This window comes from Filomicrobium insigne, assembly GCF_900104305.1.
Classification (GTDB): domain Bacteria; phylum Pseudomonadota; class Alphaproteobacteria; order Rhizobiales; family Hyphomicrobiaceae; genus Filomicrobium; species Filomicrobium insigne.
Window position 1 is genome coordinate 1,087,310 of the sequence record NZ_FNJC01000001.1, and the last position, 13,054, is coordinate 1,100,363.

11 protein-coding genes and 1 tRNA gene are annotated in these 13,054 nt (G+C 59.0%); 5 read left to right on the plus strand and 7 right to left on the minus strand.

Annotated elements, in window-relative coordinates; all coding sequences use genetic code 11:
* Positions 1 to 8 precede the first annotated feature (8 nt).
* The 6 genes from acs to tsaD form a co-directional block, all read right to left on the minus strand.
* The gene (gene acs / locus BLS30_RS04900) at positions 9 to 1,961 is read right to left on the minus strand and encodes an acetate--CoA ligase (protein WP_090226960.1); all 1,953 of its coding nucleotides are present in this window, start codon (positions 1,959 to 1,961) and stop codon (positions 9 to 11) included.
* Between the two features lie 117 nt (positions 1,962 to 2,078).
* Positions 2,079 to 2,498, minus strand: coding sequence for a DUF1761 domain-containing protein (locus BLS30_RS04905; RefSeq protein WP_046477292.1), 420 nt, complete (start codon positions 2,496 to 2,498; stop codon positions 2,079 to 2,081).
* Positions 2,499 to 2,553: 55 nt separating this feature from the next.
* Positions 2,554 to 3,219: a class I SAM-dependent methyltransferase gene (locus BLS30_RS04910; RefSeq protein ID WP_046477291.1), complete on the minus strand. Its 666-nt coding sequence runs from the start codon at positions 3,217 to 3,219 to the stop codon at positions 2,554 to 2,556.
* A gap of 48 nt (positions 3,220 to 3,267) precedes the next feature.
* Entirely contained in the window at positions 3,268 to 3,705 is a 438-nt protein-coding gene (locus tag BLS30_RS04915; RefSeq protein ID WP_090227426.1) for an EVE domain-containing protein, read from the minus strand.
* Between the two features lie 165 nt (positions 3,706 to 3,870).
* Positions 3,871 to 4,866, minus strand: coding sequence for an NAD(P)H-dependent glycerol-3-phosphate dehydrogenase (locus BLS30_RS04920; protein WP_090226963.1), 996 nt, complete (start codon positions 4,864 to 4,866; stop codon positions 3,871 to 3,873).
* Between the two features lie 87 nt (positions 4,867 to 4,953).
* Entirely contained in the window at positions 4,954 to 6,015 is a 1,062-nt protein-coding gene (gene tsaD, locus BLS30_RS04925) for a tRNA (adenosine(37)-N6)-threonylcarbamoyltransferase complex transferase subunit TsaD (protein WP_170832421.1), read from the minus strand.
* 166 nt (positions 6,016 to 6,181) lie between these two features.
* Between tsaD and hemC the strand changes: the two genes are divergently transcribed.
* From hemC to BLS30_RS04955, 5 genes are all read left to right on the plus strand, one after another.
* The gene (gene hemC / locus BLS30_RS04930) at positions 6,182 to 7,120 is read left to right on the plus strand and encodes a hydroxymethylbilane synthase (RefSeq protein ID WP_090226966.1); all 939 of its coding nucleotides are present in this window, start codon (positions 6,182 to 6,184) and stop codon (positions 7,118 to 7,120) included.
* A 6-nt stretch (positions 7,121 to 7,126) separates the two neighbouring features.
* Complete coding sequence (locus BLS30_RS04935) at positions 7,127 to 7,861, plus strand: uroporphyrinogen-III synthase (RefSeq protein ID WP_090226969.1); 735 nt, start codon at positions 7,127 to 7,129, stop codon at positions 7,859 to 7,861.
* Positions 7,862 to 7,973: 112 nt separating this feature from the next.
* On the plus strand, positions 7,974 to 9,755 hold the full coding sequence (locus tag BLS30_RS04940) for a hypothetical protein (RefSeq protein ID WP_090226972.1): 1,782 nt from the start codon (positions 7,974 to 7,976) through the stop codon (positions 9,753 to 9,755).
* A gap of 14 nt (positions 9,756 to 9,769) precedes the next feature.
* Entirely contained in the window at positions 9,770 to 11,539 is a 1,770-nt protein-coding gene (locus BLS30_RS04945) for a heme biosynthesis protein HemY (protein WP_090226975.1), read from the plus strand.
* 188 nt (positions 11,540 to 11,727) lie between these two features.
* A tRNA-Thr gene (locus BLS30_RS04955) sits at positions 11,728 to 11,803 on the plus strand.
* Between the two features lie 65 nt (positions 11,804 to 11,868).
* Here BLS30_RS04955 and BLS30_RS04960 read toward each other — a convergent pair.
* A complete protein-coding gene (locus tag BLS30_RS04960) occupies positions 11,869 to 12,924 on the minus strand; it encodes a sensor histidine kinase (RefSeq protein ID WP_046477284.1) in 1,056 nt (351 codons plus the stop codon).
* Positions 12,925 to 13,054 lie beyond the last annotated feature (130 nt).

Here is a 13,054-nt window from a genome sequence, read left to right on the forward strand (position 1 = left end):
TGGATCGTTTAGCCCGTCACCTTACGATTCTGGCGGTTGCCAATAAGGTCCTCAACGACCAGCGGATCAGCCAAGGTCGACGTGTCTCCCAGATTGGAGAAATCATCCTCGGCAATCTTCCGCAGGATGCGACGCATGATCTTGCCGGAACGCGTCTTCGGCAAACCGCCGGAGAATTGAATGAGGTCCGGAGAAGCAATGGGACCGATCTCGGCCCGAACGTGCTTGACCAGTTCCGCTTTCAGCTCATCGGTGACTGCTTCGCCGGCATTCAGCGTGACATAGCAATAGATGCCTTGCCCCTTGATCGCGTGCGGATAGCCGACAACGGCTGCTTCCGACACCTTCGGATGCGCGACCAGAGCGCTTTCCACTTCGGCCGTTCCCATGCGGTGACCGGATACGTTCAACACGTCATCGACGCGTCCCGTGATCCACCAATAGCCGTCTTCGTCGCGACGTGCGCCATCGCCCGTGAAGTAGTTCCCCTTGTACGTGGAGAAATAGGTCTGAACGAAGCGATCATGATCGCGGAACACGGTGCGCATCTGGCCGGGCCAGCTATCCTTGATGATCAGATTGCCGTTGACCGCGCCTTCGAGTTCATTGCCGTGTTCATCGACGAGCGCCGGCTGGACACCGAAAAACGGAAGCGTTGCTGAGCCAGGCTTCAAGGCCATGGCACCCGGTAGCGGCGAAATGAGGATGCCACCCGTTTCCGTCTGCCACCACGTATCTACGATCGGGCAACGGCTGTTGCCGACAACGCGATAATACCAGATCCAGGCTTCCGGGTTGATGGGCTCTCCCACGGAACCGAGCAGCCTCAGCGAAGAGCGATCGGTACGATTGACGAAATCATCGCCTGCTCCCATCAGAGCGCGGATGGCGGTCGGCGCAGTGTAGAAGATATTGACCTGCCACTTATCGACGACGTGCCAGAAGCGAGACGCTGTCGGATAGTTCGGCACGCCCTCGAACATCAAGGTCGTCGCGCCGTTGGAAAGCGGTCCATAGATGATGTAGCTGTGGCCGGTGACCCAGCCGACATCTGCCGTACACCAGTAGATATCGCCGTCGTGATAATCGAAGATGTATTGATGGGTCAGTCCTGCAAACAGCAGATAGCCGCCGGAGGTGTGCACGACACCCTTGGGCTGACCGGTGGAGCCTGACGTGTAGAGAATGAACAGCGGATCTTCCGCATTCATTTCTTCAATCGGGCAGTCAGCGGAAACCTTCACCAGCTCTTCGTGCAGCCAGAGATCGCGTCCCGGCACCATATCGACGGCACCACCTGTGCGGCGAACGACGAGGACCTTCATGTCGCTCAGGTTTCCGGCGGTAATTGCATCGTCTGTGTTCTTCTTCAGAGGGATGGCGCGACCGCCGCGGACACCTTCATCCGACGTAATAACAAACTTCGAATCCGCATCGGCGATCCGGTTCATCAAGCTATCGGGCGAAAAGCCGCCGAACACTACGGAGTGGATCGCACCAATGCGCGCGCACGCCAGCATGGCGTAGGCCGCTTCGGGGATCATCGGCAGATAGATGGTGACCCGGTCACCTTTCTTGACGCCGTTGGCTTTGAGGACGTTGGCGAATTTGCAGACGCGCTCATGCAGCTGGCGGTAGGTGATCTGCTCGTCTTCGGTTGGATCATCGCCTTCCCAGATGATGGCGTTCTGATCGGCGCGTGTCGGCAAGTGCCGATCTACGCAATTGTAGCAGACGTTGAGACTGCCATCCTCATACCAGCGGATGCGTACGTCGTGGGGATCGTAAGACGTATTCTTCACCTTGGTATAAGGCTTGATCCAGTCCAGACGCTGACCCATTTCGCCCCAGAATCCATTGGGATCATCAATGGAACGCTTGTACATTTCCTTGTATTTCGCTTCGTCGAGCCATGCTCGCGCAGCCCATTCTGGGGATACGGGGTACACGTTTTCAGACATCGAAGTTCCTCCCGGTATCGAATTTTGTTGGCCTGCATTATGTGCCGCAGGTCGTACGGCCACAAGCCTCACCGTTGGTCTTAGAAAGGCACGTCCTTAACGGATCGGCTGGATCGTTCAGACGCCCATCCAGCCGATGATAAGGCCCTGGATCAATAAAACACCGAGCCAATGACCCGCATTGATCAGTGTCAGTGACGGCTTCGCGCGTTCAAATGCGTTGTTCGTCAGTGTCGTGGTCAGAATGAAGCCTGCCCAGACGAAGGCTCCGGATATGGCGCCATTTCTGGGTGTGACCTGACCTGGGCCAAGATGACCAATCGTGCCGGCAAGTACAAACGCCATGACCAGCAAACAAAAGAATGAAACTATGAAAGGAACGATCTTTTGACTTCCGCTCGCAGCCAGTTGTTCCTTTGTTTTACCTAGTGCAGAGAGCCAAGCTTTGCCGAATGCTCCGTACCAAATAGCTCCGAACAGAAAGCCGAAAACCGCGGCGACAACGATCGCCATGTAGTTCATGCCTGCGAATGCCATTCTCAGCCTTACCTTTGATGCGTACACGCGTGAATATTAGAAAATATGCTTGTCGTTAGCCTGGCTTGTAGCGCCAGATGGCGGTTCGCTTGATCTCTGCGTCTTCCAGCTGGCGGGTGACGGGGACTGTATATTCGGTCAGCTTCTCGAACCGGTCCAAAGGAAAATAGCTACGGCGTGGATCTCCAACGAGTACAATGACGCCTGCCGAAACGTTGGCCTCAATAAATGTCAGAACCTTTTTCGCGAGCTGGGCCTCGTAGAACAGATCTCCCACCAGAACCACGTCGAATTTCCCAGCCCCTGTTACGAGCATATCGTTTGCCGTCGTCGTCAGCGTGACGCTGTTCAGCGCGGCGTTGACCTCGGCAGCTACCGAGGCAAGCTGATCGACATCAGCAGCCAGTGCGGAGGCCGCTCCGGCGCGGCACGCTGCAATCGCCACAAGCCCGGAGCCTGATCCTAAATCCAGAACCCGCTTTCCGCGGACAAGCGTAGGGTTATCCAACACGTAGCGCGCGAGTGCCTGTCCCCCCGCCCAAGCGAATGCCCAGTAGGGCGGATCAATATTATGTTGCTGCAGTTCCTCTTCGGTCTTTAGCCAAATGGGGAGGGATTCTTCTGCCAGATGCAGTCTAATTTCCGGAACCAGCGGAGGGCTCAGTGGTACTGTATTTTTCCGGATGAAGGCAGCAGAGCGTGATGATTCGGCCGCAGCCATTTGGGTCTCATGTGCCGGAGGAAAAGCGCTCGTCGGCAAAAAATGGTTTCATTTCTTGCTGAGCGCTTTTGGGTCCAAGCCGCCCATACGTAAGACCTCGTTCCATTCCGCGGTGGTGACAGGTTGCACTGACAGTCGCATTGAAGTGACGAGGCTCATTTTGGACAGCTTATCGTTCGCTTTCGCGTCTGCAAGCGTTACAGGTTTGGGCAGGTCGGCGACAGCCGCCACCGTCACGCACTGCCATTTGCCGGTATCGTCTTTGGGGTCAGGATGCGCTTCCTTGATGACCTCCACGATGCCGACGATCTCTTTGCCTTCATTTGAGTGATAGAAGAAGCCGAGATCGCCTTTCTTCATTGCCCGCATGTTGTTGCGCGCAAGAAAGTTACGGACCCCATCCCAAGGTTCGCCTTTGCGACCGCACTTTTTGAGCATGTCCCAGGAGAAGACGTCCGGTTCCGATTTAAACAGCCAACGGTCGATACCCTCTGTGCTCGTTTTCCCCGCGGCCGGCTTCGCTGGAGCTTTTTTCTTAGGGGCAGGTTTAGCGGCTGCCTTGGAGGTCGTCGACTTGCTGCCCGCCACTTTCTTCATGTGCTCGTGCTCCTCAAATTCTTGCAGCCTCCCGCCGGAACTACCCCTTCGGTCCTAAATCTCTGATTTCATCGGGCGGGTCAGCAATGATTCGATTGCAGCATCGATTGTTATCTCGCCCGATACAATATCGAGTACGGCTTGGCAGATCGGCATTTGCACATCGAATTTGCTTGCCAACCGACTGACGGCCTCGGCGGTGTAGATGCCTTCGGTGACGGCGCGACGTTGACCGAGGATGGCCTCAAGATTTTGGCCTTCGCCCAGCGCCCGTCCCAAGGACATGTTGCGTGACTTTGGACTTCCGCAGGTGAGGATCAGGTCGCCAAGCCCCGACAAGCCCATGAGTGTTTCGGACCGAGCACCCATCGCTTCACCCAGGCGGCGCAACTCAGCGAAACCACGCGCGATCAGCGCGGCATGCGCGCTGGCGCCAAGCTGTTTGCCATCGACGATGCCGGCTGCAATGGCCAGAACATTTTTGATGGCCCCGCCGAGCTGCACACCAATGGCATCGGACGACCAATAGATGCGCAGGTTGCGATAGCCCAAGCCTTCGGCGAGGGAGCGGCCGATCTCCTCGTCCGCACAGGCCAGGGTCACCGCCGCGGGCAGTCCCCGCGCGACATCTGCGGCGAAGCTTGGACCGGAAAGGATTGCAGGCAACGCACCGGGCAGAGCTTCGGCCAAAACGTCGCCCATCAACTTGCCACTGCTGCGCTCAATACCCTTGGCACAGATCACAGCCGGGCGGCCTGCAGAAAAATGCGGGCTGAGTTCGCTCGCAACGGCACGGAGATTTTGTGCGGGCGGTACGAGCAGCACGACGTCCTGGGCGGCGATATCGGCCATCTTGCCCGTCGCGCGGATCCCGGGCTCCAAACTTACGCCGGGAAGATAATTCCGATTCAGATGGTGCTCGTTGATCTCGCGAATGGTGTCGGGTTCATAGGCCCATAGGACGACGTTGCGTCCTGCTAAAGCCAGGGTTTGCGCCAGCGCCGTTCCCCAGGCGCCGCCTCCGACGATGCCCACGCTCGAGACTTGCATAAGCTCTCCTTAAAAGTACGGCGTGATCGCATTCGGATCTCCACCAAAACTGTGACCGAGCAGGTCTATCATGCCGCGGCACGGCAATCACGCCTTGACGCCGGCCCCAATCGCACGCGGTGCCGTCGCATCCAGCGGCCAGCGCGGATGTACCTTGGCATCTAGCGGAGAGACTAGTCCGCGGGCCAAACGCTCCGCGCCTGCCCATGCGATCATCGCGGCATTGTCGCCGCAAAGTTCTACGGGAGGAACATGAAAACGGCTGCCGCGACTTTCGGCCAGATCCCGGAGTGTCTGACGCAAGGCCTGGTTTGCAGCCACGCCCCCGGCCACGACAAAGTCCGCGACCGGTTCGCCTAGCATCTCAGCCGCCAGATCGAAGGCGCGACCGCAACGGTCCGCGACGCTTGCCAATACCGCTGCTTCAAATCCGGCGCAAAGGTCGTTGACGTCGTTGTCGCTCAATGGAGCATGTTGAAGTGCGCGCTGGCGCACCGCTGTTTTGAGGCCCGCGAAGGAAAAATGCGCTTCCTCGCGCCCGAGCATAGGGCGCGGCATGACGAAACGTGATGCGTCTCCTTGCTTCGCCGCCTTTTCCACGGAGGGGCCGCCCGGCTGAGGTAGGCCCAAGAGTTTCGCCGTCTTGTCGAACGCCTCACCCAACGCGTCGTCGATGGTTGTGCCGAGACGCGTGTAGTGGTCGACACCATGAACCAGCAGCAACTGCGTATGCCCACCAGAGACGAGCAAGAGAAGATAGGGCGGGTCCAATCCATCCGTCAGACCGACAGTGAGCGCATGGGCTTCGAGGTGATTGACAGCAACGAGCGGGATGCCTCGAACCAAAGCAATCGTTTTTGCCGTGACGACACCGACTATGAGGCCCCCGATAAGCCCTGGGCCCGCAGCAGCGGACACGGCATCGATGCGCTCAAAGCCGATACCTGCTTCCGCCATAGCATCGCGGATCAACTCATCCAAACATTCCGCATGGGCCCGCGCCGCGATTTCTGGAACAACGCCCCCGAACGGGCGATGACTATCCCACTGCGAACGGACAATGCTCGATAAGATGCGACCGCGACCCGCGGAATCGCGCGCAACGACAGCCGCCGCTGTCTCATCACAGCTCGTTTCGATCCCGAGTATTATTGTCTCATGTGCCATCTCACTGGGCGACATGCGTTTTTTTCCTGACTAATTCATGCATTATCGAGGCTTGGCCCATGCACATATTTGCGTTGGCGTGCTTAGCGCGCCAATACTGTCGCGCCATTTCGTCTTCCACCTCCGCCTATCACTGGGGAGCGCGCACTTGCAACAAAAGACAATCAAAATCGGGACCCGCGGATCGCCGCTTGCTTTGGCGCAAGCGCATGAGGTACGGGCTCGCTTGATGGCCGCTCATGGTCTGGCGGAAGACCAATTCGCAATCGTCGTCATTAAGACTTCGGGCGATCAGATCGTCGGCTCACTGGCTGATGTCGGCGGCAAGGGGTTGTTTACCAAGGAGATCGAAGAAGCTCTTCTCGGTGAGGAGATCGATCTTGCCGTGCACTCCATGAAGGACATGGCCACCACTCTCCCAGCCGGCTTGACGATTTCGGCCATGCTTCCGCGCGAGGATGTTCGCGACGCATTTATCAGTTTGGCCTACCCGTCTCTGGACGCCGTGCCCGCCGGCGGGCGTATCGGAACCTCGTCGTTACGGCGACAAGCTCAGGTCAAGCTTCGGCGGCCGGATCTTGAGGTCATCGGCTTTCGTGGCAACGTGCAAACACGCCTGAAGAAGCTCGCCGATGGTGTCGCCGACGCGACGTTTCTTGCCTGCGCCGGTTTAAGGCGGTTGGGCCTGACAGATCAGATCACGGCATCGATTGAGACGGACGTTATGCTCCCTGCCGTGGCGCAGGCTGCCATCGGCATCGAAATCCGGGCTGGCGACGAAGACAACAATGCGCTTACGGGCGTTCTCAATGATGAGCGGACGGCTCTTTGTGTGACCGCCGAACGCGCGTTTCTAAGGATCCTGGACGGATCGTGCCGCACACCTATCGCGGGTCTCGCTGAATTCGACGGGGATGTTTTGCGCTTACGCGGACAAATCCTGTCGCCGGATGGGGCTCGGGAGTTCTCGACGGTCAAATCCGGGTCGCCCGCAAGCGCTATTCGGCTCGGCGAGGACGCGGCGCGGGAACTGCTTGATCGCGCGGGGCCTGGATTTCTCAGTTCGTCCCCAGCATCGGCGACGTGACACGCAATGCGTATTCTCGTGACGCGGCCTGAGGCAGATTGTGAAGACATGCGGCGGGCTCTGACGGCGGCAGGGCACTCTGTCGTCATTTCACCTCTTCTCACTATCCTATCCGAGCCAATTCCAGATATTCGCGCCGATGACATCGCGGCGCTCGTCATCACGAGCCAAAACGCACTAAGAGCGCTTGCCGGCAATCCTCAGCTGGAGCACCTCACCAGTGTGAAGACGTTCGTCGTCGGACCGCGGACGTTCGCGATGGCCCGTGAACTGGGATTTCGGCATATTATCGAGGGTCCCGGAACAGGCGCCGAACTGGCCGAACTTCTCAAGGATCACGGTCTTCCAGCGGACGGACGGATCGTGCATTTGGCCGGCAATAAACTCGCGTTTAATTTTGCTCAGGCTTTTTCCGAACTCGGTTACCGGGCGGAAACCATACGATGTTACCGGTCTGAGCCCGCTACAGGGTTCACAGCCGAAGCCGAAGAGGCAATTCGGCAAGGACAAGTCGATCTCGTCACATTGTTGTCGCCGCAAACGGCGAACACTTTCGTGAGATTGATCAAATCGACCGGGTTGGAGGTGGAAGCACGCTCGCTGTCTTATGCCTGTATTTCGGAGGCGACCTGCAAGTTCCTGGTGGATGAAGGTTGGTCATGCACGCACGTCGCGGCAAAGCCGAATAACCAAGAAGTGCTTGCACTCGTTAACCGGATAGCGGCACAATTCCAGCAGTAACAAGCAAAGCCCCTTAAACTCGCGGACGAAGAAAATATGCGGTTGTCGGCGGGGAGCGTCCCGGGCCGGCATTCGACGCGGGCGGTCGATGCGTTGGAGGTTCGTTCGTTCCATGACTACGAAGAAAGATGAACCAGGCAAGGATCCCATCCGGCCTGGTGAAACGGCTGGCGGTAAGAAGCCTGTCGCGACTATTGATCTGAAGGCGACTGAGGTCGGCGGCAGCAAGAGCCAAACATCGGCCGAAGGTGCGAAGCCTGCGGACGCCAAGGCCTCTTCGGAGAAGCCATCGCCAGACAAGACAACTGCCAGTGCGACGGCGTCTTCAAGCGCAGGCCCATCGTCCGGCGGCGCGAAGCCCACTGAGACCGCCAGCAGCGGCAAGAGCGTACCGCCTTCCGACGCAAAGAAGCCGGACGCTAAAGAGAGCAAGCCGAACGAGACGCGCACAGAACGGCCCCGGTCTGGCGGCGGATTTCTTTCGCATCTGACAGCCGGTATCGTCGGCGGCTTTTTGGCTCTTCTTGGTGCTGACATGCTCGGGCCGCAGATTCCGCCAATCGCGGATAAGCTCGGGCTGCCGAGCGCGGCGCACAAAACGTCCGAGACAACTGCCGAAATTGAGCGTCGCTTGGCCGCTCTTGAGAAGGCAACGAAGAGCGAAGACGTTACGTCACGCCTCGCGGCGACGGACAGCCGGATCGATGCTCTGGAAGATTTGAAGAAGTCCGTCAGTGCTCTGCAGGAAACGCAGACTGGATTGGCGCAGAAGGCCGAAGCGCTCGATGCGAAACTGCAGGCTGCTCCGGAAGGCACCGTTCCAGAAGCGCGGCTCACAAAACTTGAGCAGCAGCTTGATACGCTCGTGTCGTCGGCAGGAGACGGCAACACCAATGGGCTGCCACAGCTCGCTGCACTCTCGGGCCGCCTTTCAGATCTCGAGTCGAGCCTCGGCAATCAGATCGCGGCTCTCCGGGAAAGCGTAGGCCAGGACGTCGACAAACGTGTCGCGGGCATTGCTGAAGCCAGCGAGTCGGCCCGGTCTGGAACGCAACGACTGGATAGGCAGGTCGCAACGGTTACCACCGAAGCCGCACGACTGGGCCAGCGTCTTGAAGCGTTGAAAGCCGATAACACCCGGATCAGCGATACGCTGCGGGTTGTCCAGGAAGAGACGGGCGCTATCCGCAGTCAGCTCGATGCATTTACCGGCGACGTGAATCAGAAGCTTTCCAAGCTGACGACGGCCGAGGACGTTTCCTCGGCAATCAAACCTGTTGAAGCTCAGATCTCAAACCTTTCCGACAAAGTCTCCGGTGTGGTTTCAGCTGAGAAGGATCGCCAGGCGAATGCGCAGCGGATTGTACTATCGCTCGAGCTTGCCAACCTGAAACGGGCCGTTGACCGTGGTGAAGGTTATGCTGGCGAGCTGGCGGAAGTCCGCAAGGCTTCGACAGGGGTTCTCGACCTGAAAGCCCTTGAACCCTACGAGACGGCTGGTGTTCCGACGCTCAAAGAACTTGAGGATACGTTCCGGCCGGTCGCAAACGATATCATCGACGCCGCCGCCGTTCCCGAAGACGGTTCGGTCCTTGATCAGCTCATTGCCGGGGCCCGCTCCGTCGTGCGCGTCCGTAAGGTCAATCATGACCCCAGCGATCAAAGCGTCGAAGCGATTGTGGGCCGCATCAGCACGGCGCTCTCGGCCGGTAGGCTTGGGGAAGTGTTGAAGGAAGCTGCCAAGTTGCCCGATCCCGCGCATGACCGCGCCGCTGAATGGATCAAGACCGTCGAGGCCCGACACGCCGTCGATCAGGCGCTCGGCGTCATTGAAGGCCAGCTCAAGGCTTCGATCAGTGGGGCTTCCGCGCCCTCTGACGCTAACGCCAACTAGAGGTCGTTTCGCTCATGGTGCGTTTGTTTTTGTTTCTGGGCGTTGTGGTGGTCATTGCGACAGGTCTTGCCTGGCTCGCTGACCGGCCAGGCAATCTCGTCATCAACTGGCAAGGCTACTTGATCGAGACGAGCGTGTTTCGCGCCGTAGTGCTGCTTGCACTCCTCATCGGCCTCGTGTTGTTCGCTTGGTCATTGCTCCGCAATCTCTGGGGAAGCCCGGCAGCGCTGGGCAGTTTCCTCAATCGCCGGCGTCAAAAGCGCGGGCTTGATGCGCTGTCGAGCGGCATGATCGCTATCGGTGCGGGCGACCGTGCCATGGCCACGCGCTATGCGATCCAGGCGCGCAAGTCGCTTCCGAGCGAACCGCTCACGCATCTCCTGCGGGCGCAGGCGGCGCAGCTTTCCGGCGACCGCGCCACAGCGCGCCGCATCTACGAAGCGATGCTCGGTTCGCCAGACACCGAGCAGCTCGGACTTCGTGGTCTCTTTTTGGAGGCCGAACGGGAAGGCGAGACGGAAGCCGCCAAGCAGTTCGCGGAACGCGCCGTGCATCTCAACGCCGCGCTGAGCTGGCCGGTCGATGCTCTCTTCGATCTGCAGTGCAAGGATGCGGACTGGGCGGGTGCGCTTGAAACGCTGGCGATTGCGCGCAAAAACGGACAAATCGAGAAGGCCAGCGCCAACCGACGCCGTGCCGTTCTGCTCACAGCGCAGGCGCAGAAGGCCGAAGACGGCGATCCAGAACGCGCTTTGGCGTGGGCGTTGGAAGCGCATAGCCTAGCCCCCAATCTTGTGCCCGCCGCGGCTATCGCGGGTCGGCTCCTAGCATCACGCGGCAACACACCCCGTGCCACCAAGGTTATCCAAACGACCTGGCAGAAAGCGCCCCATCCTGATCTCGCGACCGCCTACGCCTACGCGCGGCTCGGCGACAGTCCGCGCGACCGGCTTGACCGTGTGAAGAAGCTGGCCGCGCTCAATCCTTATTCTCTGGAAAGTCCGATTGCCGTCGCGGTCGCTGCGATCGAGGCCAAAGATTACGACTCGGCCCGTCAGGCCCTCGAGCCGCTGCTTGAGAACCGGCTGACGCAACGCGTCTGCACTCTCATGGCGAAGATCGAAGGCGAGCAGCACGGCGATAAGGGCCGCGTACGCGAATGGCTGGCCCGGGCGGTGAACGCGCAACGTGATCCGGCCTGGACGGCCGACGGCGTTGTGTCCGACAACTGGGCGCCCGTGTCGCCGGTGACCGGCGCGCTTGACGCCTTCCAGTGGCGGGTGCCCGTCGAGACGGTCGACAAAACGAGCGAAGAACTTCTTGCGCAAAAGCTCGAAGAGCTGGTCGCGCTGGGGGCTACCCCCGTTCAGCCAGCTGCCGCTGTACCGGTGCCAACCACACCTGCGCCAGTTGCTCCCGCTAAGACGAGCCCGGTCGCGGATGCTGACGTGATCGAAGATGACGGCGACGCGCGCACCGGCAAGACTGCTGTCGCGCCCGCTGGCTCTCAGAGCTCCTCCGGAGCCGCCAGTGCGTCGTCGTCCGCCACTCCGCCCGCGACCGATCCCTCCAAGACAGCTGACGTCAAGCCGCGCGACGCAAAGATGTCAGCGGCGGTCCACAGCGAAGAAGCCTCGGTGAAAGTGACAACGGCTCGGCAACCGACGGCTGGCAATTCGGCGTCGGGGGCCCAGGCGGAGCCCAACATCTTCGTTTCGCCGCGTGCGCCGGACGATCCCGGTCCGCCTCCAGAGAAGGAGGCCACGGCGCGCCGTCTCAATTGAGTGGCGCGTCTTGGTCGCCGTCAGGCGCGGCAAAGCAACGCTTTCAGCCGCGTCTGTCACTTTGGCCACGGGCTATGCGCTTGATGGACAAGGCCGATCGTTCTCAGATGCCGGTACAAAAGGTCGTTTCGGAACTTGCAAACCGGACGCAATGGCGCTATGTCGAGCGCCACGCTGATACATGGTAAGCCGCTTTAGCTCAGCTGGTAGAGCACATCATTCGTAATGATGGGGTCGGGTGTTCAAGTCACCCAAGCGGCACCACATAATTTCCAAAAATCGATGACTTAGAGAGCCGTCGCAAGCCTTAAAGCTGCTGCGCGCTGGGGCTACGGTCTGGCAGAAATCACATCGTCAAAGCGATCCAAGTTTGAGATCAGAGTATACTGGAAGCACTCAGCCCCATAGTCGAGGCGCGCTTGGCCCTGAAAGTCCGCTGGCACGACAGTTTCCAGAAGGACCGTGCCGAAACTCTTGCGGGAAGGTGCACGACAAGGAGGTCCGTCGGCTTCCGCCCAGTGGAAATGAAACATCCGTCCTTCGGCCACATCTTGCTCTAGGGCCCAAGAAATCAGAACCCTGCCGCTGTCTGTCGATAGCGCCCCATGCTTTACGGCATTCGTCGCGAGCTCATTTACAGCGAGAGCCATCGAAAGTGCCTGCCGTTCGGGAAGTTTGACGAGAGGGCCAGATACTTCGAAGCGCTCTCGATCTGGAACGTGGGGTTCCAGCGCGGTCCAGATGATGTCACTGACGGTCGCAGATGGGTTCGTTGTTGACGTTAAAAGACTATGCGTCTTGGCCAGCGCCTGCAGCCGGTTAGAGAGTGATCGTGCCGCAGTTTCGAGCGAGTCGCTGTTGCGAAGAGTTTGCCCGGCAATCGCAGAGACCATCGCGAGCGAATTTCGGATACGGTGCGCCAGCTCAGAATTGCGAACATCGGCAAGTCGCTCTGCTTCAACCTTGCCTGTCGTCTCGATGACAGTGTCAAGCATGCCGACGACTTGGCCGGCCTCATCCAGGATCGGGCTATAACAAAACGTAAAGTAACACTGCTCGGGATAACCAAAACGATCGATTACGAGTGGAAAATCCTCGATAAACGTCGACTCGCCCTGAAAGGCTTTATCGCAAATCGGTTGGATATTTTCCCAGACCTCGGCCCAAACTTCGCGAAAAGATCTCCCGAGAGCTTCCGGCTTGTCGCCAAGGATGGGCTTGAAGGCGTCGTTATAAATTGTCGTGAGCTGAGATCCCCAAGCGATGCATTTGGGAAAGTCCGAATGAATCATCATTCCGACGGCAATTTTTAGTGCCGTCGGCCAGGATTCCATCGGCCCAAGTTCGGTTCTACTCCAATCAAACGATTGTATGAGAGACGCCATTGGGCTGTTCGGCCTTGAAAACGCGCAACGTCTCTCCTGAACCACTGGTTCCTCACACATCACCTCGGACATCGTAGCTAAGCCGGGGTCTCACTCTCATTGAGACCGACAAATGGCGGATAGAGGTTGC

Bases quoted from the DNA above. Each gene is read 5' to 3' on its own strand.
- BLS30_RS04945 (WP_090226975.1), top strand. From the start codon at position 9,770: ATGGTGCGTTTGTTTTTGTTTCTGGGCGTTGTGGTGGTCATTGCGACA.
- BLS30_RS04905 (WP_046477292.1), bottom strand. From the start codon at position 2,498: ATGGCATTCGCAGGCATGAACTACATGGCGATCGTTGTCGCCGCGGTT.
- BLS30_RS04920 (WP_090226963.1), bottom strand. From the start codon at position 4,866: ATGCAAGTCTCGAGCGTGGGCATCGTCGGAGGCGGCGCCTGGGGAACG.
- BLS30_RS04910 (WP_046477291.1), bottom strand. From the start codon at position 3,219: ATGGCTGCGGCCGAATCATCACGCTCTGCTGCCTTCATCCGGAAAAAT.
- acs (WP_090226960.1), bottom strand. From the start codon at position 1,961: ATGTCTGAAAACGTGTACCCCGTATCCCCAGAATGGGCTGCGCGAGCA.
- BLS30_RS04960 (WP_046477284.1), bottom strand. From the start codon at position 12,924: ATGGCGTCTCTCATACAATCGTTTGATTGGAGTAGAACCGAACTTGGG.
- BLS30_RS04940 (WP_090226972.1), top strand. From the start codon at position 7,974: ATGACTACGAAGAAAGATGAACCAGGCAAGGATCCCATCCGGCCTGGT.
- BLS30_RS04935 (WP_090226969.1), top strand. From the start codon at position 7,127: ATGCGTATTCTCGTGACGCGGCCTGAGGCAGATTGTGAAGACATGCGG.